The 21,831-nt window shown below is 66.8% G+C and carries 20 protein-coding genes; 14 read left to right on the top strand and 6 right to left on the bottom strand.

Annotated elements, in window-relative coordinates; all coding sequences use genetic code 11:
• Positions 1–81 precede the first annotated feature (81 nt).
• From C8258_RS01275 to C8258_RS01260, 5 genes are all read left to right on the top strand, one after another.
• Positions 82–816 carry an SDR family oxidoreductase gene (locus C8258_RS01275; RefSeq protein WP_106953991.1) on the top strand — a complete coding sequence of 245 codons (735 nt, stop codon included), beginning with the start codon at positions 82–84 and terminating at the stop codon, positions 814–816.
• 61 nt (positions 817–877) lie between these two features.
• Entirely contained in the window at positions 878–1,132 is a 255-nt protein-coding gene (locus tag C8258_RS32440) for a hypothetical protein (RefSeq protein WP_158271190.1), read from the top strand.
• 59 nt (positions 1,133–1,191) lie between these two features.
• Positions 1,192–2,025: an SDR family oxidoreductase gene (locus C8258_RS01270; RefSeq protein ID WP_158271189.1), complete on the top strand. Its 834-nt coding sequence runs from the start codon at positions 1,192–1,194 to the stop codon at positions 2,023–2,025.
• 84 nt (positions 2,026–2,109) lie between these two features.
• Positions 2,110–2,652: a DUF1772 domain-containing protein gene (locus tag C8258_RS01265; RefSeq protein WP_158271188.1), complete on the top strand. Its 543-nt coding sequence runs from the start codon at positions 2,110–2,112 to the stop codon at positions 2,650–2,652.
• A gap of 46 nt (positions 2,653–2,698) precedes the next feature.
• Positions 2,699–3,055: an alpha/beta hydrolase gene (locus C8258_RS01260; RefSeq protein WP_199195539.1), complete on the top strand. Its 357-nt coding sequence runs from the start codon at positions 2,699–2,701 to the stop codon at positions 3,053–3,055.
• A gap of 125 nt (positions 3,056–3,180) precedes the next feature.
• Here the strand turns inward: C8258_RS01260 and C8258_RS01255 are convergent, their stop codons facing one another.
• Both C8258_RS01255 and C8258_RS01250 read right to left on the bottom strand, forming a co-directional pair.
• Entirely contained in the window at positions 3,181–3,615 is a 435-nt protein-coding gene (locus C8258_RS01255) for a MarR family transcriptional regulator (protein ID WP_233224809.1), read from the bottom strand.
• A gap of 210 nt (positions 3,616–3,825) precedes the next feature.
• Positions 3,826–4,797, bottom strand: a complete 972-nt coding sequence (locus C8258_RS01250; RefSeq protein WP_369974687.1) for a haloalkane dehalogenase — start codon at positions 4,795–4,797, stop codon at positions 3,826–3,828.
• A gap of 781 nt (positions 4,798–5,578) precedes the next feature.
• Here C8258_RS01250 and C8258_RS01245 point away from each other — a divergent pair.
• Positions 5,579–6,184: a hemerythrin domain-containing protein gene (locus C8258_RS01245; protein ID WP_106953486.1), complete on the top strand. Its 606-nt coding sequence runs from the start codon at positions 5,579–5,581 to the stop codon at positions 6,182–6,184.
• 296 nt (positions 6,185–6,480) lie between these two features.
• On the opposite strand, the gene C8258_RS01240 is transcribed toward C8258_RS01245, so the two are convergent.
• The gene (locus C8258_RS01240; protein ID WP_106953485.1) at positions 6,481–7,920 is read right to left on the bottom strand and encodes an amidase; all 1,440 of its coding nucleotides are present in this window, start codon (positions 7,918–7,920) and stop codon (positions 6,481–6,483) included.
• A gap of 128 nt (positions 7,921–8,048) precedes the next feature.
• Between C8258_RS01240 and C8258_RS01235 the strand changes: the two genes are divergently transcribed.
• Positions 8,049–8,999, top strand: coding sequence for a LuxR C-terminal-related transcriptional regulator (locus tag C8258_RS01235; RefSeq protein WP_106953484.1), 951 nt, complete (start codon positions 8,049–8,051; stop codon positions 8,997–8,999).
• 332 nt (positions 9,000–9,331) lie between these two features.
• Here C8258_RS01235 and C8258_RS01230 read toward each other — a convergent pair whose 3' ends face one another.
• Entirely contained in the window at positions 9,332–10,000 is a 669-nt protein-coding gene (locus C8258_RS01230; RefSeq protein WP_106953989.1) for a TetR/AcrR family transcriptional regulator, read from the bottom strand.
• 226 nt (positions 10,001–10,226) lie between these two features.
• On the opposite strand from C8258_RS01230, the gene C8258_RS01225 reads away from it, so the two are divergent.
• The 7 genes from C8258_RS01225 to C8258_RS01190 all read left to right on the top strand — a co-directional run bounded on the left by C8258_RS01225 (position 10,227) and on the right by C8258_RS01190 (position 19,794).
• The gene (locus C8258_RS01225) at positions 10,227–11,030 is read left to right on the top strand and encodes an SDR family NAD(P)-dependent oxidoreductase (RefSeq protein ID WP_106953483.1); all 804 of its coding nucleotides are present in this window, start codon (positions 10,227–10,229) and stop codon (positions 11,028–11,030) included.
• Positions 11,031–11,091: 61 nt separating this feature from the next.
• Positions 11,092–12,219 carry a DUF5938 domain-containing protein gene (locus C8258_RS01220; RefSeq protein WP_106953482.1) on the top strand — a complete coding sequence of 376 codons (1,128 nt, stop codon included), beginning with the start codon at positions 11,092–11,094 and terminating at the stop codon, positions 12,217–12,219.
• An 8-nt stretch (positions 12,220–12,227) separates the two neighbouring features.
• A complete protein-coding gene (locus C8258_RS01215; protein WP_106953481.1) occupies positions 12,228–13,772 on the top strand; it encodes an AMP-binding protein in 1,545 nt (514 codons plus the stop codon).
• A 447-nt stretch (positions 13,773–14,219) separates the two neighbouring features.
• Entirely contained in the window at positions 14,220–15,593 is a 1,374-nt protein-coding gene (locus C8258_RS01210) for a glucose-6-phosphate dehydrogenase (protein ID WP_106953480.1), read from the top strand.
• A gap of 73 nt (positions 15,594–15,666) precedes the next feature.
• On the top strand, positions 15,667–15,885 hold the full coding sequence (locus C8258_RS01205) for a PfkB family carbohydrate kinase (RefSeq protein ID WP_106953479.1): 219 nt from the start codon (positions 15,667–15,669) through the stop codon (positions 15,883–15,885).
• A 1,198-nt stretch (positions 15,886–17,083) separates the two neighbouring features.
• Positions 17,084–18,265, top strand: coding sequence for a serine hydrolase (locus tag C8258_RS01195; protein ID WP_199195538.1), 1,182 nt, complete (start codon positions 17,084–17,086; stop codon positions 18,263–18,265).
• An 11-nt stretch (positions 18,266–18,276) separates the two neighbouring features.
• Positions 18,277–19,794 (top strand): alpha/beta hydrolase, encoded by a 1,518-nt coding sequence (locus tag C8258_RS01190; protein ID WP_233224808.1) that lies wholly within the window; start codon positions 18,277–18,279, stop codon positions 19,792–19,794.
• On the opposite strand, the gene C8258_RS01185 is transcribed toward C8258_RS01190, so the two are convergent.
• On the bottom strand, positions 19,795–20,442 hold the full coding sequence (locus C8258_RS01185) for a response regulator transcription factor (protein WP_106953476.1): 648 nt from the start codon (positions 20,440–20,442) through the stop codon (positions 19,795–19,797).
• Entirely contained in the window at positions 20,430–21,758 is a 1,329-nt protein-coding gene (locus tag C8258_RS01180; protein WP_106953475.1) for a sensor domain-containing protein, read from the bottom strand. Before C8258_RS01180 ends, C8258_RS01185 begins: the two co-directional genes overlap by 13 nt.
• Positions 21,759–21,831 lie beyond the last annotated feature (73 nt).

Here is a 21,831-nt window from a genome sequence, read left to right as displayed (position 1 = left end):
GTCCGGTCCCGCATCTCCTCCCGCGCCGGCCACCGATGACGCCGATCGCCGAACTCCATCCACCACCCCATGGAGAATCACATGCCGAATACCGATCGCGTCGCCCTTGTCACCGGCAGTGGACGCAGTATCGGCCGGGCGATCGCACTGCGTCTGGCCGCCGACGGGGCGCGCGTCATCGTCAACTACAAGAGCAACGCCGAGGCCGCCGAGCAGGTCGTCTCGACGATCGAAGGGGACGGCGGACAGGCCACCGCCGTCCAGGCGGATGTGACCGATCCGGTCCAGCTGGCGTCGCTGTTCGACGCTGCCGAACAGCGGTACGGCGGCCTGGATGTGTTCGTGCACAACGCGTATGGATTCGCCGCCGGCCCGATCGCCGGAGCTACCGACGAGGACTACGCGCGGTCGTTCGCCGCCAACTCCCACGCCACGTTCGTCGCGTTTCGAGAGGCCGCAGGGCGGGTGCGCGACGGCGGCCGAATCGTCTACATCTCGTCGTCGGCCACTCGCGCAAGCGACCCGTCCGTGTCGGTGTACTCGGCAAGCAAGGCGGCGGGCGAGCAGTTGGTTCGAACTTTCGCCCGTGAGGTGGGGCCGCGGGGAATCACCGTGAACAGCGTATTGCCGGGACCGACGAATACCGATGCGATGCAACATATGAAGCACATGCTGGTGGAGCGGATCGCCCGCACACCAATGGGACGCTTCGGTGAGCCGGAGGACATCGCCGATGTCGTAGGTTTTCTGACCTCTCATGACGCTCGATGGGTCACAGGCCAGAGCATCGCTGCCGACGGAGGCCTCACAGCGTGACAAGCCATATCGCGCACTGCGATCGAACGCCTCGGCACCCACTGGCTTTCCGTTGTGCCCGTTGATCCAGTTCGGCGCCAACTTCGCCGACGGCGTCGAAACCTTTGGGCTGCATTCCATCTCGGAGGATGAATTGCGCCGCTCGTTCACGGCGCCGGACTGGTCGACAGCCGGCTTGCGAGCCGGGCGCATGGCGGGCGGCCGTCCGCCCGAGACATGGTCGAGCCAGTTCGCCCGCAACGACTTCCGCCCCGAACTCATCGCCGACGGACTGATGTTGATGCCGTTCTGGGCATCGGACGCGCAGCGGCTCTGACGAACTCGCTGTGCGAGGGTCGCCGGATCGTCCGGGACCCACCTGGAGAAGGAGCTGCCATGTATCTCGTCACCGGAGCGACAGGGTTGATCGGCCGACCGCTCACGGACATGTTGCTCGCGAGCGGAGCGCAGGTCAGAGCGATGACCCGTCGACCCGACGCCCGCCTGCCCCGCGGCGCCGACGCCGTCACACCCGAGGACCTCGACTCCGCCCTGCGCGGCGTCGATTCTCTGTTCGTCCATCCGCGCGCAGCCAAGGACGGCATCGCCGAGCTGCTCGCTCGCGCTGCGGCTCACCATGTGGGACGCGTGGTGGTGATGTCGGCAATCAACGCCGACGACGACGTGTCACTTCAGCCCTCATGGTTCAACGGCGACCGCAATACCGACGTCGAGCGCGCGGTCGTCGACAGCGGAATACCGTGGGTGAGCATACGGCCGAGTTCGTTTGCGATGAACACCCTGTCGATGTGGTCCGGTCAAGTAGCCAACGGCGACACGGTGTTCGGTCCGTTCGCCGAGTTCGCGGAGCCACTCATCCACGAGCGCGACGTCGCCGACGTGATCGCCCGGGCGATGGTCGATGACTCACTTCTGGGCCGGAAGGTCCCGATTACCGGGCCCGAATCGCTGCGCATCGACCAGCTTGTCGCCATCATCGGAGAAACGCTTCAGCGCCCCTTGGGTTTTCACGAGGTTCCCGTCGAGACAGCGACCGCCGGCATGATCGCGCACGGACTCGACCAGCGGTTCGTAGACGCCCTGATGGCTCGATGCGCCCGCGAGATCGAGCGACCGATCGCAGCGAACACCAACGCCGAGGGCATCCTCGGCCGTCCGGCTCTCTCGTTCGCCACCTGGGTAGCCGACCACAAGGACGACTGGTCATAGCCCGAGTCGTTCCACCTGGCGCACGACATGTCATATGTAGACGATGTGTTATGGAAGTCATATGTTATGTGTACGATTCAGTACGTGCTCGAACTCGTCGCCAGAATCAACCGATTCGCCGGGCCGGTATTCGCCGGACTCTACGCGGGTGTTCTTCTTGCCTTGCTGGTCCTGGAGCTGGAACTGCGGCTGTTCGACGGTTCGGTCTATACCCGTGTGGCGCAGGTCAATCTGATCGGAATCCCCTGGCTCGCCGGGGCAGCATTGATCCCGGCGATGCTGTGCGCGGCACTGTCGGTGCTCCTCACCATCCGCCGGCCCGGCCCGGCTCGATGGTGGGCGCTGGCCGCACTGATTCTGCTGCTGATCGTTTTCACCATCTCGTCGGCGGTCAACGTGCAAATCACCGCTGCGGAAGGCCGTTGGAACGTATCGTCGCCCCCGTTCGACTGGAGGGTCCAGCGGGATCGGTGGCAGGTTGCCCACGCGGTCCGCACTGCCGCTTCGATCGCCGCCTTCCTATGTCTGAGCATGCTCGGATTCGCCGGCAGCCGGGGCGATGCGACCGATTCGCAACCCGGAACCCGGTGCGCGCCGGTCGGCCCGCGCGCTGGAGTTCCCGAATGACCCACTCCTGTCGAGAAAGGTAATGATGACTACGACCATGGGACGCATGAAGGTTCGATTCGCGAGCGGCGGAAGGGAATGCGCCGCGTGGCACTATCCGGGAGAAAATGGAGCATGCGTTGTCATGGCCGGGGGCCTGGGTGTGACGAAAGAACCGGCGACGGATCCATTCGCGACCCGATTCCACGATGCGGGTTTCTCGGTGCTTGCGTTCGATTTCCGGCATCTGGGGGAAAGCGATGGGGAACCAAGGCAAGTGGTGTACCTCAAAAGGCAATTGGCCGACTGGCGTGCGGCGATCGAATTCGCCGCCGCATTACCTGAGGTGAACCCGGCCGTTCTCGACCAATACGAGCCGGCCGTCGCCGCCCAACTGGGGTTCCTGCGCAGGCACCTGACCTGAACAGCAGACCTCGACGTCTCGGTCGAGTGGCGCGAAATCGGCGGCATGCATCGCCGATTTCGCTCCGCGCCACCTGCCGCGAACCACACCCGCGGGCGACCGAGTCCGGAAGCGCGCATGGGCGATCAGCTCTCCGCCAACTCCTCCGCCGCCTCACGACCGGCGACGCCGGTCCGATGCAGGAAGTCGGCGATCACCTCGAGCTCGGCGCCGGAATAATCAGCACACAGCTCATCCATTCGCTTGTTCATCCCGGAAAACAACTCGAACAGTTCCGAGTTCCGCTCGCGCACGGCACGCAAGGTGACGGCCCGGCGATCCGAGGACTCCGGGTCACGCTCTCGCACGATCCATCCACCCTTTTGCAAGCGGTCCAAGACTCCCGTCATCGTTGCGGGATGCAATCCGGCCCGCCGTGCCAGCGAGGAGGGCGACAGCGGGCCATAACGGTTGATCAGGTCCAGGCATGTCCAATCGATGTCCTTGAGCTCGACCCTGCCGCCGAATCTGCGATTGAGCAGTGACAGCTGAATATTCAAGTCACGCAACGCTTCCCGCACGTCCGCAGTCAACCTGCGCCTGGTCCGCGCCGGAGTCCGGCCTGCTGCTGAATTCACCCTGCGCCACCTCGCCCACGTTTATACGGTTCACATATCATACGCAAAGCCGAAGGCGCTGGTACCAACGGATCGCCGCCGTGGCGGGGCAGGCGAAGCCGGAACTGTGTGCGGGGAGGGCGTCTGTTATTCGCGGTTACGCCGGCAATCGGTTCATCGGGTCGATCGAATGAACTCGTCGATCGCGCCGGCCAGAACGGGGCCTTGATCTTCCTGCACAAAGTGACCAGCGTTGACGATCGTCACGTGCGGTTGCCCGGCTGCGCCCGGAATATGCTCACGAAACACCCGGGCTCCGTCGCCGACTCCGTAATCGTTGTCGCTGAAAGCGCACAAGAACGGAGTCTGCATCGTCTGGAGAATGTCCCATGCCCGGCGGTTCGCCGCGGCCGCGTCGTCGAACGGCGCGAGGGGGACCAGTAGCGGAAATTGGCGGGCGCCCGCCAGATATGACTCATCGGGAAACGGTGCGTTGTAGGCCGCCAGGACCGCCGGATCGAGATCGGACACGGTTCCGCGGTCGACGACCTGACCGATGTCGAAGGGATTCGAACGCTGACTGAGCTGCAGCCACAGGGCAAAGGAGCCTCCGAGGTCCTGGTCGCCGGTCGGAAACGAGGTGTTCGTGGCGATCACGCGCCGAAACCGGTCTCGATGCTCTGCCAGCACGCGTAGTCCCAGCAGACCGCCCCAGTCCTGGCACACCATGGTGATATCGCGCAGGCAGAGATGGTCGAACACAGTGTGTGCCAGCCAGTCGACGTGCGCCTGATACGTGTACACGAAACGGTCGATCGGTTTATCCGACTTACCGAATCCGACGAGATCGGGCGCCACACAACGATGCCCCGCCTCGACCAGGGGCGGGATCACGTGCCGGTACAGGAAGCTCCACGACGGTTCTCCGTGTAGCAGCAGGATGGTCTCCCCGGACTCGTGCGACGGCTCGGCAGGGCGTTCATCGAGATAGTGCACCCGCAACCGCGTGCTGATGCCGGCACCGGCCTCGATGTCGACGTAGTGCGGCGCGAACGGGTAGTCGGGTAACCCCTCGAACCGCTCTTCGGGCGTTCGCGCTACCGCGATCGACCGTTCTGTACCGGCCGGAACCTCCGCGTAGACCATCTCGCACTCCTCACGCCTGGGCGCTTTCGCGATAATATTAGAACCATATCATATGCTATAGATATTTTATCTGCACGTTCGCTCTCCGGGAGGGTTTGTGAGAACGGCACCGTCGCCATCCGCACGAGTTCCGGCCGGTCGGCGCCGACCATGCTCGAGAACCTCCGGGTACGCGACGGTCGTATCGCCGAACTATGGGGTTGTCCTACCCGCAACGCCCCGCCGGCCGAGTCGCAAGTATCCCCGCCGACAAACAGGCGGAGCATCAGGCGACGGGGGGCCCATGGGGGTCCCCAAGTTTGCGGGTGTCTGGGTCGGTGCCCTGGATGCCCAGGGCAGTTGGGGCGTAGCTGATGAGCGTTTTCCGGTTGTCGAGGCTCGAAAGGGCTGGCTGCCCCGCTGTGCTGGACGCTCCGGTTGCCGATTGGGAGCTTGTTGCGGATCGTCGCTGTTCATGGATCCGTCGGCGGGGTGGTCCACGGGCGCAAAGACTTCGGCACCAGGAGCGCAAGCTCATCACCACCCGCTTCGGGAAACATTCGCCTCGTAGGTGACGATCATCACCAGAAATGATATGTGTTCCATATTGTATCTAAAGGGGATTGCTTGGTAGTGTGACTTTATCCCACGGATATTGGGTTCGAAACACCAGTCGGCGTCACATCGGCGTCGAACCAGGCAGCCTCACATCCCCGGCCCAGTGCCGAACCTGTGATGTCGCGCTGCGTGAATCCGCCCCGGGGCGGGCTCAGCCACCCGTTCCGCTATCGAAAGACCTGTGATGACTATTGATTTCGCCGTCATGTACGCAACACACGACGCCTTCCGTCGCGACCTCCGACGCCTGTCCGTAGCCGCCGAATCCGGTCATGCCGACTCGCCCGGTGTCGAAGCCGGGTGGTCGAACTTCGTCCGCCAATTGCATGTTCACCACACCGTCGAGGACGCCGCACTGTGGCCCCAGGTGATCGCCGCTGTGTCCGGCTGTCCGGACCACCTGGCGCTGATGGCCGAGATGGAGGCCGAGCATGCGGCACTGGATCCGGAATTGGCCGCGGTCGAGGACGGGCTCGCCAGGCGAGCTGCCGACCTGCCTGAGCGTATCGACACGCTGTCGACGATCCTCGGCGAACACATGGCGCATGAAGAGAACAGCGCGCTCCCACTCATTCAAGAGGTTTTGACCCCGAAAGACTGGGACACTTTCCGCAGTGCGATGGCCCGCAAGCAGGGGCCGGCGGGGGCGGCTGTCTATATACCGTGGGTGCTGGATGACACCACACCCGACCAGCGCAAGCGTTTTCTGGCGGCGATGCCCGGCCCGGTCGCGGTAGCCAACCAGCTGGTTTTGCGGCGGCGTTACAACAGCAAGGCGCTGTGGCGATGATTCAGGAGCCAGCGACCGGGGGATCTTGTGACCGGCGAGAGTCTTTCGGCAGTGCCGCTGAATCTCCTCCAGCGTCGGCGGGGCCGCGCCGGCATAGGTCTCGACGAGAGGGTGCAGATCACCGAGGCCGGTGACGTGATCGAGCATGCCGAACCACTCCAGGTGATCGAGCATAAATGCGCAGCACTTGCGCGCCTGTTGCGCCGTAGCGTCAGCGGTTGTGCGCCGAATCGTACTGGGAGGGTAACGGTTTGGCGTGCGGGTCCGGCATGTATCGCGGACCCGCACGGTGATTGCTAGCGCCCGGCGTGTACGGCCGGACGGCGGTCGGCCCACGGCATGGCGCGCTCGAGATCCCCGGCGAGCGCCAGCAGCGTGGCCTCGTCGCCGTGGCGTCCGGCGAACTGGATGCCGATCGGCAGCCCCGCCGCGGATTGGACCAACGGCAGGGAGATGGCGGGCATGCCGGTGACGTTGAACAGCGCGGTGAAGCTGCCGTAGTCGAAGATCCGGTCGTACCATTCGCGGGCGCTCAGCGAGGCGTCGTCGGCGTCGAGGTGGCCCAGCGGGATCGGTGGTGCGCTGGTCGTGGGCGTCAGCAGCACGTCGTAGCGGGTGAGGAAGCCCGCGACCGCGCGGGTGGTCTGGTTGAACACCCGGTCCGCGGCGTAGATGTCGAAGGCGGACAGCGTCTTTCCGTATTCGACGCACGCCAGCGTGGTCGCCTCCAGGTGCTCCCGGCTCGCCTCCACGCCCAGCTGCGCCGAGGCACCCAGGACGGCGTCGGCGAGGAAACTGCACCACGCGTCGAGATTGGCCTTGTCGAAGGCCGCCACATCGAGTTCGGGCGCGCCCTCCTCGACGATGTGCCCCATCTCGGCCAGCCGCTCGGCCACGTGGTGCACCGCGGCCACGCACTCCGGGTCGACGGCGCGACCGGCGTCCATCGGGGTCGCGGTGACGGCGATCCGCAGTGGCCGGGAACCGGCGGCCGCGTGCTCGGCGTAGCTGCGCACCGGGCCGGGCAGCAGGTAGCGATCGCCGGGTTCGGCGCCGTGCACCGCGTCGAGCAGCCGCGCGCTGTCGCGCACGGTGCGGGTGACGGCGAATTCGATGCCGAGCCCCAGCAGCGGGTCGGCGAAGTCCGGGCCGGGCGTGGTCCGCCCACGGCTCGGTTTGAGGCCGACCGCACCGCACGCGGCGGCGGGGATGCGGATCGAGCCGCCGCCGTCGTTGGCGTGCGCCATCGGCAGCGCGCCGCCGGCGACCAGCGCCGCCGAGGCGCCGCTGGAACCGCCGGGGCTGCGGTCGGTGGCCCAGGGGTTGCGGCTCGGTCCGCCGTAGGCGAGGGCTTCGGTGGTGGCATTGAACCCGAACTCCGGGCTGCGGGTGATCGCGCCGATCGCCAGGCCCGCGCGGCGGAACCGCGCCACCAGATGGGTGTCCCCCGGGTGGGTGACACCCGCACCGAACAGCCTGCTGCCACTGCGGCTCGGCACCCCGCCCGCGTGCGCGATGAGGTCCTTGAGCGCGAACGGCACACCGGCGAACGGACCGGACTCGTCGTAGTCGAGCGGCTTGTCGAAGCGCTCGCCCGCGATGGCGGCCAGTTCGGGCTCGACCGCGTCCAGGGCGGTCGCGGCGGCCGTCCAGACCTCGGCCGCGCTGACCTGACCCTCGCGGATCAGTTCCGCCAGACCGGTAGCGTCGTGCGCGGCGTATTCGGCGACATCCATGTGATTTTCTCCTCGTGCTTCGCGGGCAGGATGGGCGAAGGGTAGGAGCGAACATCGCGGCGCGAATCGGCAGAATTGCGGAGGCGGAATCGTGGGCAGCTTGCTAGCTGCGCACCTACCATGACCGCATGAGCGAGTCGGCGGTGCGTGCACGTCTCGCCGCCGCGCTCGAACTCCGGGAGGCGGCGGCCGGATCACCCGGGGGCGAACCCCTCAAACAGCAGACCGCCCGTCTGCTGTTCGCACTGCGCCGAGTGGTGCCCTACGACCATGCCGCACTGTCGATCCCGGACCCGGTGACCGGTGAGCACACCACCTACACCAACTTCGGCTACAGCACCCCGACGCTGGACCTGATCAACGACGCCATGCCGGACATGGAGTTGTACGGCGAACTCCGCGAGACCAGGCTCCCGGTGCTGCTGCACGACGTGGACCGGCGGCGACGGCGCGGCGTCGTCTTCGACACCATCCGGCGCAACGGCTTTCGCGACGGGCTCAGCCACTGCCTCTACTCGCCGTACGGCCGCTACCTCGGCTTGCTGAACCTGAGCACCTACACCCCGCTCGACGAGCACACCCTGCCGCTGACCACCCTCGTCTCCGACGCGCTCGCGGCCGCGGTCGACCCGCTGCGCCCGACGAACGGCGGCGCCATCGCGATCGGCGTGGGGGAGCAGGCCCTGCTCGTCGATCCCGACGGCACCGCACGCCCGTTGACCGCGGGCGCCCGCACGGACCTGGCCGCCGCCCTGATCCGTCGTGACCGGCCTGCGGCGCCGTCGGTGACGGTCATCCACGGCGCACAGGTGCACGAGGTCCGCCTGGACGAGGTGCATGGTGGCACCCTCGTCCGGCACCGCCCCGTGCCGCCGCCCGCGGGACTCACGCTGCGAGAACTCGAAGTGCTGGAACTGCTTTCGCACGGCGCGGCCAACACCGAGATCGCCCGCACCCTGCGGATCGGTGCATCGACGGTCGCCACCCACGTGGAGGCGATCCTGCGCCGCACGGGATCGTCCAACCGGACCGCCGCGGCCGTCTACGCGACGCGCATCGGGCTGTGCCGTTCCGCGTGACCATCAACAGGCCCTTCGCCGGCGAGAACGCGCTGAGTCGCTTGCCCGCGAGACTTCCCCTCGTGGAACTTGGTCGTGGTGCACCGCCGGCTGGACTACGTTTCTTCAGCGCAGTTCTTCGAATGTTCGCGCGAGAACCAGTACCCGCTGTCTCGGAGAAGATGCTCATCCAGCATCTGCGCGAACTCCGAGGCAGACGACATCATCGAGCCGCGGCACAAGGCTGCCGCCGCGCCCCGTCCACACGCGGAAGCGCAACGGACCGAGAATCTTTCGGCCCGCAGAGCGCCACTTCATCGGGGACCGAGGAGTGTCGGATTGCCGGTTCTGTCTCACTTCGGGGGTGCGGCCGCGTGGATCCGGTTTCGGTCCGTCGGTGCGCTCAGTAGGGCGAAAACCGCGTCGAGCTGGTCGCGGGCTCGGTCGATTTCGCTTGCCCGGCCGGCGATGTGGTGCAGCAGTGTGCGCTGAAAGATCCCGTCGATGGTGACGTAGACGGTGGCGGGCGTCAGCGCCGGTTCCGTGCCGGAAAGTTCGCAGTAGCGTGAGACGACCCGCCAGATCATCTCCTCCCGGCGGGCTTCGATGTCGAGGACGTCGGCGCGGAACGAGTCGTCGAACAAGCTCTGGTTGCGCAGGTCGTACCAGAGCCGGTGGATCGCCGCGTCGGCCTGGAGGGTTCCGAAAAAGGTGGCGGCGAACTCGGTACGCAGCCGCTCGGCGCTCTCGGCCGACGCGCAGACCTCGTCGTAACGGGTGACGCAGACCGCCTCGTATTGGCGTACGGCGTGGGCGATCAGGTCGAGTTTGTCGGTGAAGTAGTAGTGCAGTACGCCGTGTGAGTACTCGGAGTTCTGTGCGATCTCCCGCAGGCTGGTGCGTGCGTAGCCGAGTTCGGCCAGCGTGTGCAGGGTTGCCCGGGCCAGCTCGTTGCGCCGCGCCTGGAACTTGTCGCGGGCGCGTTCTTCCACGCGGGCTTTGGGGTCGGCGACCTGCGTCACGTTGAGTCCTGTCCGGGTCACGGCATGTCTGTCCTGTGAGTGTAGCGGTGCCCGTGCGGCGCCCTTTTGACGAGTGTCCAAGAAATCCTTGACGTCTGTCAAGAAAAGTCTTGACGAGTGTCAAGATTCACGCTTACTGTGGCCTGCGACACATCGTCTGATGACTGTCTCCCACATCACCCTCGCAAGGCGCGACGCTTGCGGATCTCGACGAAGAGGTATCGATATGACGAGCTACAACCTGGCCGGACGTACCGCACTGGTGACCGGCGGGGCACAGGGCCTGGGTGCCGGCATGGCTCGAGCGCTCGCGGCGGCGGGCGCCTCGGTGGCGATCGGCGACATCGACGTCGAGGGCGGTCGGCAAGCTGTCGAGGCGCTGCGGAAGGCAGGGGCGAAAGCGGAGTTCATCGCGTTCGACGTCACCGACGACGCCGCCTGGGAGGCCGCGACCACCACCACGGTGCAGGCCCTGGGGGGACTGGACATCGTCGTGAACAACGCGGGTGTCGAGGTCACCAACCTGCTGGTCGATCTCGATCCCGCAGCGACATCGAAGATGCTGGAGATCAACCTGCTGGGCACCGCCCTCGGTATCAAGCACGCCTTTCGCGCCATGCGTCCCGGCGGCATGGCCGGCAACGGTGGAGCGGTGGTCAACATCGCGTCGGTGGCCGCTACGATCGCGTTCCCCGGCATCAGCATGTACTCGGCGACCAAATCCGGTATCGACCGCCTCACCAGGGTCGCCGCGGCCGAATCCGGCAAGCTCGGCTACGGCGTTCGGGTCAACTGCATCTACCCGGCGCTGACGCCGACCGCCATGGGCAACAAACTCGCCGTCGACTGCGCCGAACTCGGGCTGTTCCCCTCTCCCGAGGCCGCCGCGCAAGCCGTCGCCGAGCTCACGCCGCTCGGGCGCCTCGGCCAGGTCGACGATATGGCCGACGCCGTCGTATTCCTCGTCTCCGACGCGGCGAAATTCATCACCGGAGCGGGCCTGCCGGTCGACGGAGGCATGGGGATGTAGCCCGGATCTTTCACCGTCGCAACAACCTTCATCCACACCCCAACCTTCGAGGAGTTCAGCCATGCCCACCGACAAACGCGTCGTCGTCTACGGTGCCTCCGGTTACACCGGTCGTCTTATCTGTGAGTACTTGCGCGAGTACAACATTCCGTTCCTCGCCGCGGGTCGCGACCACGGACGCGTCAAAGCCGCCGTCGAGGCCGTTCCGGGCATCGACACCGTCGACCATGAGATCGCCGAGGTCGAGCACACCACCACCGCACTGGCCGAGGCGTTCCGAGGGGCGGATGTCGTGCTCAACACCGTCGGCCCCTTCGCCCGCTACGGCCACGAGGTGGTGCAAGCCTGCCTGGAGATCGACGCCCACTACACCGACACCAACGGTGAGCAGAACTGGATGATCGACGCGCAAGCCCGGTACAGCGCCGACTTCGCCTCGCGCGGACTGCTTCTCACGCCCGGGTTGGCACAGATGTACTCGATCGGGGAGATCGCGGCGAACATCTGTCTGGAGAATCCCGGCCTCGACACCCTCGACATCCAGGTGTTCTGGAAGGGCCATCCGACCGTGGCGTCGACCAACACCATCCTCACCAACGCGGCCTTCGCCAAGGCGTACTACCTGGAACAGAACGAATACGTCGAATGGCCTCCCGAGGAGGGGCTCTACACCGTCAGCGTGCCGGGACAGCACGAACTCGGTCTGGCGCTGCCCTGGGGCGGCACCTCACACCCGGTGTGGTTCAAGAACGATCCACGCGTCGCCAACGCTCGCGCGCTGGGCGGCGTGTTCAATCGTCCGCTGATGCAAGGGGTTCCGGTGCTGGTGGCCGCGGCGTTGCAGCAGATGGAAGGCAAGTCGGAGGAGGAGAAGTACCGGATCATCGACGAGCAATCGGCGGCGATTCGCAGCGAGATGCCCCCGCGGGAGAACCCCCGGATCAACACCTCGCTGGACTCGGTGTACGCCTCCGGGCCGCTCGGGCGCGCGCACTGCGTGATCCACGGCAACTGCAACTACAAGCAGACGGCCCTGCTCAACGCGCACGCCGCCGCCGAACTGCTGCAGGGCCCACCGCGGCGCGTCGGATTCGCTTCCAGCTGCCAGGCTTTCGGGCACCGGGAACTGCTCGGGACGCTGCGCGCGTTCGGGCTCGTGCTCGATCCCATCGTCAGCGTGCACCGCTGAGGTCCACGATGCGTCTCGCAGATTATCTCGACAAGGGTGCGTCGCTCGGTCGTGGGGAACCCTGCCTCACGACGGGCAGCGTGACCGCCAGCTACGGCGAGGTCCAGGATCGATCCGTCCGCATCGCGGGTGCGCTGCAGCACACCGGTATCGAGGCGGGCGACCGGGTGGCGGTGCTGTCGGCCAACGACCCCCTCGCGCTCACCTGCGTATTCGGCATATCGCGGGCGGGTGCGGTGTGGTGCCCGGTCAATCCCCGTAACGAGGCCGACGAGAACCGGCAGTTGTTCGATCTGTTCGGCTGCCGGCTGCTGTTCTTCCAGGAGAAGTTCGCCGGACTCGTCGACCGGATCCGAGGCGACCTGCCCCACTTGGAATGGCTGGTCTGCCTCGACGGCGAATTCGAGTGGGCGATGCGCTACGACGACTGGCTCGCCGAGCATCTCGCGCAACCCGACGAGACGCGCCGACCGGACGGCGGCCTGTGCATGCTGGCCGGCACCGGCGGCACCACCGGGCGGCCGAAGGGGGTGCGGCTCACCGAGGACAACATGATGACCTCGACGGCGCTGACGTTGATGAGCTACCCGTTCGGCGACCGCCCGCGCTACCTCGCGCTCGCGCCGTTGACGCATTCCGCCGGCGTGCTGACCTTTCCGATCCTCAGCCTCGGCGGCGAAGTCGTGATCATGCCGGCGCCCGACATCGGCGAGTTCCTCGCGTCGATCGAGCGGCACCGCATCACCCACGCCTTCCTCCCGCCGACCGTGGTCTACGGCGTCCTCGACCGTCCCGACCTCGACAGCCGCGACCTCGGATCACTGCGCTGTCTGTGGTACGGCGCGGCGCCCATGTCGCCGACCCGGCTCGAAGAGGCGCTGCGTCGGATCGGACCCGTTCTCGGTCAGCTGTTCGGGCAGACCGAGGCCCCGAACATGATCGCCACGCTGGCACCGGCCGACCACTTCCGCCCGGATGGGTCGGTGGCAACCGAGCGCCTCACGTCGGCGGGCCGGCCGACGCCGCTGACGACCGTCGCCATCATGAACCGGGCGGGCGCACTGCTTCCGCGCGGAGAGCGCGGCGAGATCGTCGTCCGCGGACCGCTGGTGATGGACGGCTATCACGAAAACCCCACGGCGACAGCCGAAGTCAGTGCCTTTGGGTGGCATCACACGGGCGATATCGGTTATCTGGACGACGACGGCTTCCTGTTCGTGGTCGACCGTGCGAAGGACATGATCATCACCGGCGGGTTCAACGTCTATTCGGCAGAAGTGGAACAGGCCCTGTCGGCACATCCCGCGGTCAAGGATTCGGCGGTGGTCGGCCTTCCCGATGCCAAGTGGGGCGAACGCGTCACCGCCGCAATCGAACTCCGCGCCGGCCACGAGACCGCCACCGACGACATCATCGCCTTCGTCAAGCAACGGATCGGAAGTGTGAAGGCGCCCAAGGAAATCGAGATCTGGAACGAGCTGCCTCGCTCGAAGGTGGGCAAGATCCTCAAGAACGAGGTCCGCGCGAAGATGCTGAACATGCCGACACCGTGAGCCCATTCGACGCGGCCGACGCGCCGGGCCGGTGTCCTGGCCGGCCCTGTCGATCACGACATGTCGATGTCGCTGGCGAACCGACCGAGCACGGCCGCTCCGGCGGCGGTCGAGCAACTCGACCCACCCTTGCACCGGGGCTGTGGGCCGATTCGGTGGCAATGCAGCGTCGCGCCGCTACACCCGGAGGAGCCCGGCGCGGCGGCGGATCGCGTGACGATAACGATCGCCGACGGACAGGTGGGTGGCTGTTAGATTGAGGACGAGGAGATCGACGATCTCGTGAAGGTGCTGACCCGCTTCGGTTGATCCGCCGCCGCTTCGCCGCGTGTGCCGTGGAGGAGGTGTGATGCACGATCTCGATCCACCGTGTCGCCCGACCCACCGGGCCGATGGCCACCTGTCTCCGGAGAAGGACCCCCTCGCACGGGCAAAGGCGGCCACGCGATGATCCGACGACTCGTCATTTTCGGCGGCACAGGTGACCTGGCCGGACGCTATCTGCTGCCGGGATTGGCCGCCCTTCACGAAACCGGCCACCTCGACGCAGGTTTCGAGGTCGTCTGCGCCGACCGCAAGGGCCGCGACGATGAACAGTTCAGGGGTTGGGCTGCGGCCCAGCTCGATCGGTACGCCCCGGCCATTTCGGCCGACACGCGGCGGGCGATCCTCGCGGCTGCGCGATACCAGCAGGCCGACATCGGTGATCCGGCGCAGGTGGCGGAGGCGATCGGCGGTGCGGGAGCAGTGGCCGTCTATCTGGCGTTGCCGCCGTCGTTGTTCTCCACCGCGATTCGGACCCTGGACGCCGCGCGTCTTCCCTCCGGTAGCCGGCTCGTATTCGAAAAACCGTTCGGGGAGGATCTCGCCGGCGCGCACGAACTCAACACGTTGCTGGCAGATCTGGTTCCGGAACAGGCCGTCTTCCGGGTGGACCATTTCCTGGCGATGACCACCGTGCAGAACCTGCTCGGTAGCCGATTGGCCAACCGGGTGCTCGAATCACTGTGGAACAGCGCGCATATCGCCGAGGTCGAGATCGTCTGGGAGGAAACCCTCACCCTCGAGGACCGTGCCGGGTACTACGATCAGGTGGGGGCGCTCGAGGACATGGTGCAGAACCATCTGCTCCAACTGCTCTGCCTGGTGGCCATGGAACCGCCGATCACCCTGTCCGAACGCGATCTGCGTGACCGCAAGGTCGACGTACTGCGGTCGATCCGCACCCTGACCGACGACGATATCCGGCGCCGCACCCGCCGAGCCCGCTACACCGACGGCGTGATCGGCGACCGGCACGTCCCGTCCTACACCGACGAGCCCGGTGTGGACCCACAACGGCGCACCGAAACCTTCACCGAAGTCCAGCTGGCGATCGACAACTGGCGATGGGCCGGAACCGAATTCGTGCTGCGCACCGGCAAAGCCCTCGCCGCTGACCGCAAGGAAGTCGCCATTCATTTCCGGCCGGTCCCCCATATGCCGTTCGGCCATCACGGGACTACAGCGCCGAACGTTCTCCGGTTCGGCCTCGAGCCGGAAAACCTCACGCTCGCCCTCACCGCCATCGGCGCCGCCGTGGACACTCTGGTCCCGCTCACCATGAGCGCAGCGATCCCGCCGCCCGACCTGCCCGCCTACGGACGGCTCCTGCTGGACGTGTTGCTCGGCAATCCGGCCCTGTCCATTCGCGGTGACGAGGCGGAGGAGTCGTGGCGAGTGGTCACTCCCATCATCTCGGCCTGGTCACGTGACCTGGTGCCGCTCGACGACTATCCCGCGGGATCACCGGGCCCTGCCGCCCCGAACCGGAAAGACTGACGACAATGAACCAGCAGAACTCGCTGGTCCTCGGCTGCCTGGTCCACCGATCAATTTCGTGACCGGGCCCCGGATGTATGGCCTGCACGTCCTGGATCGTGTCGGCTCCGGCGATGGCTTCGCCGCAGGCCTGATCTACGGTCTGCTTGCCGGTGTCTCGGTCGAGCGCGCTCTTGCCTACGGCACGGCTCACGGGGCCCTCGTCATGACGACACCTGGGGATGCATCCATGGCCTCGCTCGCCGAGGTCGAGGCCCTCATCGCGAACGGATCAGCACACGTCAGACGCTGACCGGGCCGCGGTGGCGCGGTCCACATCGTCCTGGCGGCCAACGCCGAAAATGTCGCGAAATTCCGCATCACGGGTTCGCTTGACTGCAGTCGAATCGGGCACCACGCTTGAACGCAGAGGTTATAATCCAGCGCTCTACTCGAGGAGACGATGGAGCTATGTCCAGCGAACATCTGTCCGAAGAGCCTCAATCGCAGCGAGGAGCCGAAGGCTCGCGAGACACCGGGTCGAATACAGCGGGCGGCGGCTCGGCCGATCGCCCGGGCGGCACCTTCGACCACGAAGAAGTTACTTCAGCCCATGATCAGAACCAGTCCGAAGACGACGTCGCCACGACCGGGACGCTCCCACCCGCCGACGTCGAATCCGCTGTCCCGCCCTATGAAGGCCGGCGCACAAGCGCGGACGAGGTAGGCGGCACCACAGAAGGAGAGGGCGGCGCCAGAACAGCGGGCGCGACCCACCCGGTGACCGACCCGAATTTCAAGGCTCCGGCCCCAGACGAGACTCCCGGCGGGACCACCGCCTCCCCGGCCGAAGAGCAACCCGCAGCGCAGGCACCCGAAACCGAGGCCACCGACGAAGGAGCCGAGGGAGGACATCACGGTGGCGTGCGCAGAGCCGAAGACCAGCCTCGGGAAACACGGCCTCAGTAATCGCACTACCGGGACCGCGCGAAAAGGCAAAGCGAATTCGAGTACGCGTCGTAGTTACCGGCCATCAGCGAAGTAGATGCCGGTGTCGGCTGACCGGCGCCGCCGATGCCACCGAATCGCAATCCGCTGCGCCGCAGGCCGCACAGCGGTGGACGGCTTCCGCAGAGGTAATGGATCCGTCACGCGCGATCTAGACCCCGGCGCTTACGCGCGCTCGCCGGAAGCCCGCAGGACGGTGCCGAAAAAGATAAGAGTTTCGCGACATTCGCTCGACGTTCTATATGTTCCGGGGGCTCGGTGATCGCTGCTGTCGGCAGCCTTGATCCACCGCTTCATGCCGTGCTGAATGCTGCTGACCTGCGGTTCAGCAGTGGCGAGAAACGACCTAGCGGCGACGAGGCGCATGTAGGTAGTGCTGGCACCACCCCGCCCCCGGTTGTGCGCGCGACCGTGATTCGGGCGTGTGGGGGATGGGCCGCGCGGACACGGATTCCTACGCTCGAATTCGACCGAAACCCGAACTGAACAGGAGCAATGTCTTCATGAGCGCAATGCGGCGACATCGCCGAAGGGTCGCGCTTGCCGGTGTCGGGCTGTTGAGCGCGCTCGCGGTCCAAGCGTGCGACACCGGCGGCGGCGAACCGACCCGCAAAGAGATGTATCGGACCGTCACACAGGCCCTCGACACGCTGGTCCGCAGCGGTTTCCCGGGCGCGCAGGTCACCATCGACGGCCCGGACGGCCACCGGGTGCTGACTGCCGGCGTGGGCGACATCGCCACCGGAATGCCCATCGCCGACGATGCCCGAGTCCGGATCGGCAGCAATACCAAGACCTTCGTCGCCGCCGTCGTGCTGCAACTGGTCGCCGAGGGCAAGGTCGATCTCGACGCGCCGATCGAGCGCTCGTTGCCGGGCGTCGTGCAGGGCAATGGCAATGACGGCAACCGCATCACGGTTCGCCAACTGCTCCAGCACACCAGCGGCCTGCCGGACTATCTGGGCGGCGGAGATCCGGAGCCGACGGCTCCCGCGAACACCCCGCAGCTGAGGGCCGATGCCGACGAAATCCGCTGGGCCCATTACGAACCCGAAGACCTCGTGCGTATCGCCCTGTCCATGCCCCCCCGATTCGAACCGGGCGAACGTTCGGTGTACACGAACACCAACTACATCCTGCTCGGCATGCTGATCGAGAAGGTCACCGGCCGCTCGGCCGAGGCCGAGATCGCCGGCCGCATCCTGGAACCGCTGGGCTTGCGCGACACCTACTTCCCCGACGCACACGGGACCGGCATCCGTGGGCCGCATCCGCGCGGGTATCAGGAAACAGGCGGCGGGCGCACCGATTTCACCGATCTGGACCCGTCGTGGGCCGACACCGCAGGCGCGATGGTCGCCACCCCCGACGACCTGAACCGTTTCTTCACCGCCCTGCTCGCCGGGAAGCTGCTGCCCGCAGCGCAATTGGCCGAGATGAAACACACCCTTCCCTGGGACCGCGGCGAACCGGGTTCCGGTTACGGACTCGGCCTGATTCATCAGCCGGTCTCCTGCGGAAGAGATGTGTGGGGCCACGGCGGCAGCATCCCCGGCTTCGCAACCCGCAATGGCGTGGCGTCCGACGGCACCGCCGTCGTGGTGACCGTCAATCAGCTTCCAATCGCTACGGCCGCCTCGGACGCGGTATCGGAGCTGTTCGATGCCGCCGTCTGCGCACGATGAGGAGATTATTCGTGTTTCGACACAAGTTCGTCCGGGCGCTTCCGGTAGCGCTCGCGGTCACCGGACTCGTCGGCGCGGTGGCGTTCACGACCACCGCACGCCCGGATCGCGCCGGCGCGGCTGAGCCCTTGGACCGCTACTACCACCAGCCGCTCACCTGGAAGTCGTGCGATGCACCGGGCCTGGACGACAAAGGCGCGCAGTGTGCCGATGTGACGGTGCCCCTGAATTACGCCGAGCCGCAGGGCCGCACGATCACCGTCGCCATCTCGCGCATCCCCGCCACCGACCCGGCCCAGCGCCGCGGCGTCATATTGTCCAACCCCGGCGGTCCGGGCGGTTCGGGCTTGGACTACTTCGTGGACACGAGCCGAGCTCTGACCCCCGAGGTTCGCGCCCGATACGACCTGATCGGCATGGACCCCCGCGGTGTCGGGCGCTCCTCGGCGGTGAACTGTCATTGGCCGCACGGTTTCGGCCTGCAGTTCGCCGGTGTCGACGCCGAGGGATTCGCCGAATCCGTTGCCGACCAAGCCGATCTGGCGGCGCGCTGCGCATCCGCTGAGGGGGAACGACTGCCGCACTTCACCACTCGCAATACGGCTCGGGACATGGATGTCATCCGGACCGCACTCGGCGAAAACGAGATCAGTTATCTGGGCACCTCCTACGGCACCTATCTGGGCGCGGTGTACATGCAGATGTTCCCGGAACGTTCCGACCGCATGGTGCTGGACGGCAGCGTGGACCCGGACCGCTACGGTGCGGTCGGCATGCTGCAGGACATGGGCTCACCGAATGAGGCCGCGCTCGATGCCTGGGCGGCCTGGGCCGCACAGCGCGACGCCGAATATCACCTCGGCACGACCGGCGCGGCCGTACGTGGTCTGGTCGAGCGGCTGATCGAACGCGCTGCTGCCCGGCCGATCCGGATCGGCGACTACGACCTCGACGCGCATACCCTGCCATTGGTGCTCTACATCGCCTTCGATTCACCGAACGGCTACGGCCTTGCCGCACAACAGATCCGGGAGCTGGCCGACGCCGCCGAGGGGAAGCCGGTGCGGCCGGACGAGGATCTGGCGGGCAAGCTGGACATGATCGTGCGCGCGCAGCCGCGCGATATGTCACCCCAGATGGCGATCCTCTGCGGAGATGTCGGCGCCCCCCGCGACCCCGAGTGGTACCGGCACAATATCGAAGCGTCCCGTGCCACTCAGCCGGTCTTCGGCGCGATGGCGAACAACATCACGCCGTGCGCGTTCTGGGCCCCGCCCGCCGAAACCCCCACCGCGATCGGCAATTCGGTGCCCAACCTGATCATCCAGGCCACCGGCGACACCCGGACAAATTACGGCGGTGCACTCGCCATGCACCGGGCGCTGACCGGTTCTCGCATGGTCACGCTGCAGGACGTCGCCATTCACTCGATCCTCGGCCGCTACCCGAATGCCTGCGTCTACGACGCCGTGAACACCTATCTGGCCGATGGCACCCTGCCCGCCACCGACGTCACCTGCCGCGACTGATCATCCGGCATTCAGATAGGCGAGGACGGCCAGCACCCGCCGATGTCCCACCTCGTCGGCGAACAATCCCAGCTTGGCGAAGATGCTCCGAATGTGTTTGAGCACAGCACCTTCGGTGACCACGAGGCGCTCGGCAATGGTGGCATTGTCGAGCCCCTCGGCCATCAGCGCCAGCACCTCGCGTTCGCGCGGGGTCAGAGCGGCCAGGGGATCATCGGTCTTGCGTCGCACCAGTAGCTGCGAGATCACTTCCGGGTCCATGGCGGTCCCACCCTCGGCGACTCGTCGCAGCGAGTCCAGGAACCGATCCACCTTCCCGACCCGCTCCTTGAGCAGGTATCCGATCCCGCCCGCCCCGTCGCCGAGCAGTTCGGCGGCATAGCTGTCCTCGACCCAGGCCGAGAGCACCAAAACCGGCAGGCCGGGGTGAATCTCGCGGGCGCGCACCGCCGCTCGCAATCCGTCGTCGGTGAAGGTGGGCGGCAGCCGCACATCCACGACCGTGGCATCGGGCCGGTCGGCGGCGACGACCGCCAGAAAATCATCCGCATTGTCTACCGCGGCGACCACCTCGATCCCCGCCGTCTGCAACAGCAGCGCCAGCCCCTCCCGTAGCAGGGCATCATCCTCGGCGATCACAACCCGCACGGCAGCTCCACCCGAACCACGGTAGGCCCACCCGCCGGACTGCTCAGCACCATCCGCCCGTCCAGTGCCTCGGCCCGCCGCCGGATCCCGGCCAGTCCGCCGCCCTCGGTCTCCCGCGCCCCGCCGACCCCGTCATCCAGAATCTCGACGGTCAAGAGCGCGGAATCACCTTCGAGGGAAACCCGAAGATGTTCGGCCCCCGAATGTTTGGTCGCGTTGGTGATGGTCTCGGAGATGACGAAATACGCTGCCGCCTCGACGGCCGCCGGCCAACGGGGCGCCGGTCTGCTCGAATCCGGGACCTCGGTCGTGCTCGGACGCGGCGCGAGATCACCACCGAGAGCGAGTTCGACCGGAATCGGGGAGCGCGCAGCCAGCGCCGAAATCGCGCTCGCCAGACCACGATCCGCGAGCACCGGCGGATACACCGTCCGCACCACATCTCGAAGTTCGGCCAACGCGGCCTCGGCCGTGTCCTGCGCCTTGCGTACCAGGTCGGCCGATGCGGCCGGATCCCGCTCGCGCAACTGATCGGCCAGCCCGAGCTGCATGACGACCGCCGCGATCCGCGCCTGCGCGCCATCGTGCAGATCCCGTTCGATGCGCCGCAGTTCCGCCCCGTGCGCGTCGAGCGCGGCGGCCCGGGTAGCGGTCAACTCCGCCACCCGCACCGCGAGCTCGGCGCCCGGTGCCGGACCGAGCAGCGTCCGCGCCAGCAGTGCCTGCCAGCGAGCCACCGTGGGCAGCCGGAGCACCAGGACCGCCAGGGGAATCGCGATGAGGGAGCTGAGCGCGGCCAGCGGCCAGGAGTCGACCACGAATCCGAAGCTGTCGACGGTGCCCGGCGGCACGAGCTGCCAGTACACCGGAATCGCCAGCTGATTCAGCACACCCCACGGCAGCCCGATCGAGAACACCGCCACCACCATGCCGGGCACCCCGTGCAGGAACAGCCACGCGATATCCCGGCCGTTCGCCGGATCCCGGAAGGCGCTCGCCAGCCTCTGCCGCAGCCCGCCCGTCATCGGCCGATACGCCACCACGATCGGCGCCCCCAACCGCTTGCCCGCCCGCCGTCGTTCGAACTCGGTCAGTGGACGTATCAGCCGCAGGTACTCGGGGATCGCCGGAATGCCCACCCCGACGAGGCTGGTGGCCGCCACCACGAACAAGCCGGCCGTGGCGACCGTGGCCGCCACGCCGGTAACACCGCCGACCAGCAAATAGCCGATGCTTCCCGGCAGTGCCCGCAGCCGACCCGCGACCGGCCACCGCACGGCCACGGGGCCCTGCTCCTGCGTCGGGTCGGCACTCATCCCACCAACCTACTGACCGAGGGATCGGCCCGGTCGTGGAGCTCCGCCGGGCGGTCAGCGCCCGCAGTGCTTC

The sequence above is a fragment of the Nocardia sp. MDA0666 genome, assembly GCF_003023875.1.
Taxonomy (GTDB): Bacteria; Actinomycetota; Actinomycetes; order Mycobacteriales; family Mycobacteriaceae; genus Nocardia; species Nocardia aobensis.
This window is presented reverse-complemented; position numbering and strand designations above follow the sequence as displayed.

Excerpts from the sequence above, each read along its gene's own strand:
- C8258_RS01250 (WP_369974687.1), bottom strand. The coding sequence starts at position 4,797 with ATGGTCTACGCGGAGGTTCCGGCCGGTACAGAACGGTCGATCGCGGTA.
- C8258_RS01210 (WP_106953480.1), top strand. The coding sequence starts at position 14,220 with ATGATCCGACGACTCGTCATTTTCGGCGGCACAGGTGACCTGGCCGGA.
- C8258_RS01240 (WP_106953485.1), bottom strand. The coding sequence starts at position 7,920 with ATGGATGTCGCCGAATACGCCGCGCACGACGCTACCGGTCTGGCGGAA.
- C8258_RS01205 (WP_106953479.1), top strand. The coding sequence starts at position 15,667 with ATGTATGGCCTGCACGTCCTGGATCGTGTCGGCTCCGGCGATGGCTTC.
- C8258_RS01225 (WP_106953483.1), top strand. The coding sequence starts at position 10,227 with ATGACGAGCTACAACCTGGCCGGACGTACCGCACTGGTGACCGGCGGG.
- C8258_RS01275 (WP_106953991.1), top strand. The coding sequence starts at position 82 with ATGCCGAATACCGATCGCGTCGCCCTTGTCACCGGCAGTGGACGCAGT.
- C8258_RS01215 (WP_106953481.1), top strand. The coding sequence starts at position 12,228 with ATGCGTCTCGCAGATTATCTCGACAAGGGTGCGTCGCTCGGTCGTGGG.
- C8258_RS01245 (WP_106953486.1), top strand. The coding sequence starts at position 5,579 with ATGACTATTGATTTCGCCGTCATGTACGCAACACACGACGCCTTCCGT.
- C8258_RS01180 (WP_106953475.1), bottom strand. The coding sequence starts at position 21,758 with ATGAGTGCCGACCCGACGCAGGAGCAGGGCCCCGTGGCCGTGCGGTGG.
- C8258_RS01235 (WP_106953484.1), top strand. The coding sequence starts at position 8,049 with ATGAGCGAGTCGGCGGTGCGTGCACGTCTCGCCGCCGCGCTCGAACTC.
- C8258_RS01195 (WP_199195538.1), top strand. The coding sequence starts at position 17,084 with ATGAGCGCAATGCGGCGACATCGCCGAAGGGTCGCGCTTGCCGGTGTC.
- C8258_RS01270 (WP_158271189.1), top strand. The coding sequence starts at position 1,192 with ATGTATCTCGTCACCGGAGCGACAGGGTTGATCGGCCGACCGCTCACG.
- C8258_RS01220 (WP_106953482.1), top strand. The coding sequence starts at position 11,092 with ATGCCCACCGACAAACGCGTCGTCGTCTACGGTGCCTCCGGTTACACC.
- C8258_RS01260 (WP_199195539.1), top strand. The coding sequence starts at position 2,699 with ATGAAGGTTCGATTCGCGAGCGGCGGAAGGGAATGCGCCGCGTGGCAC.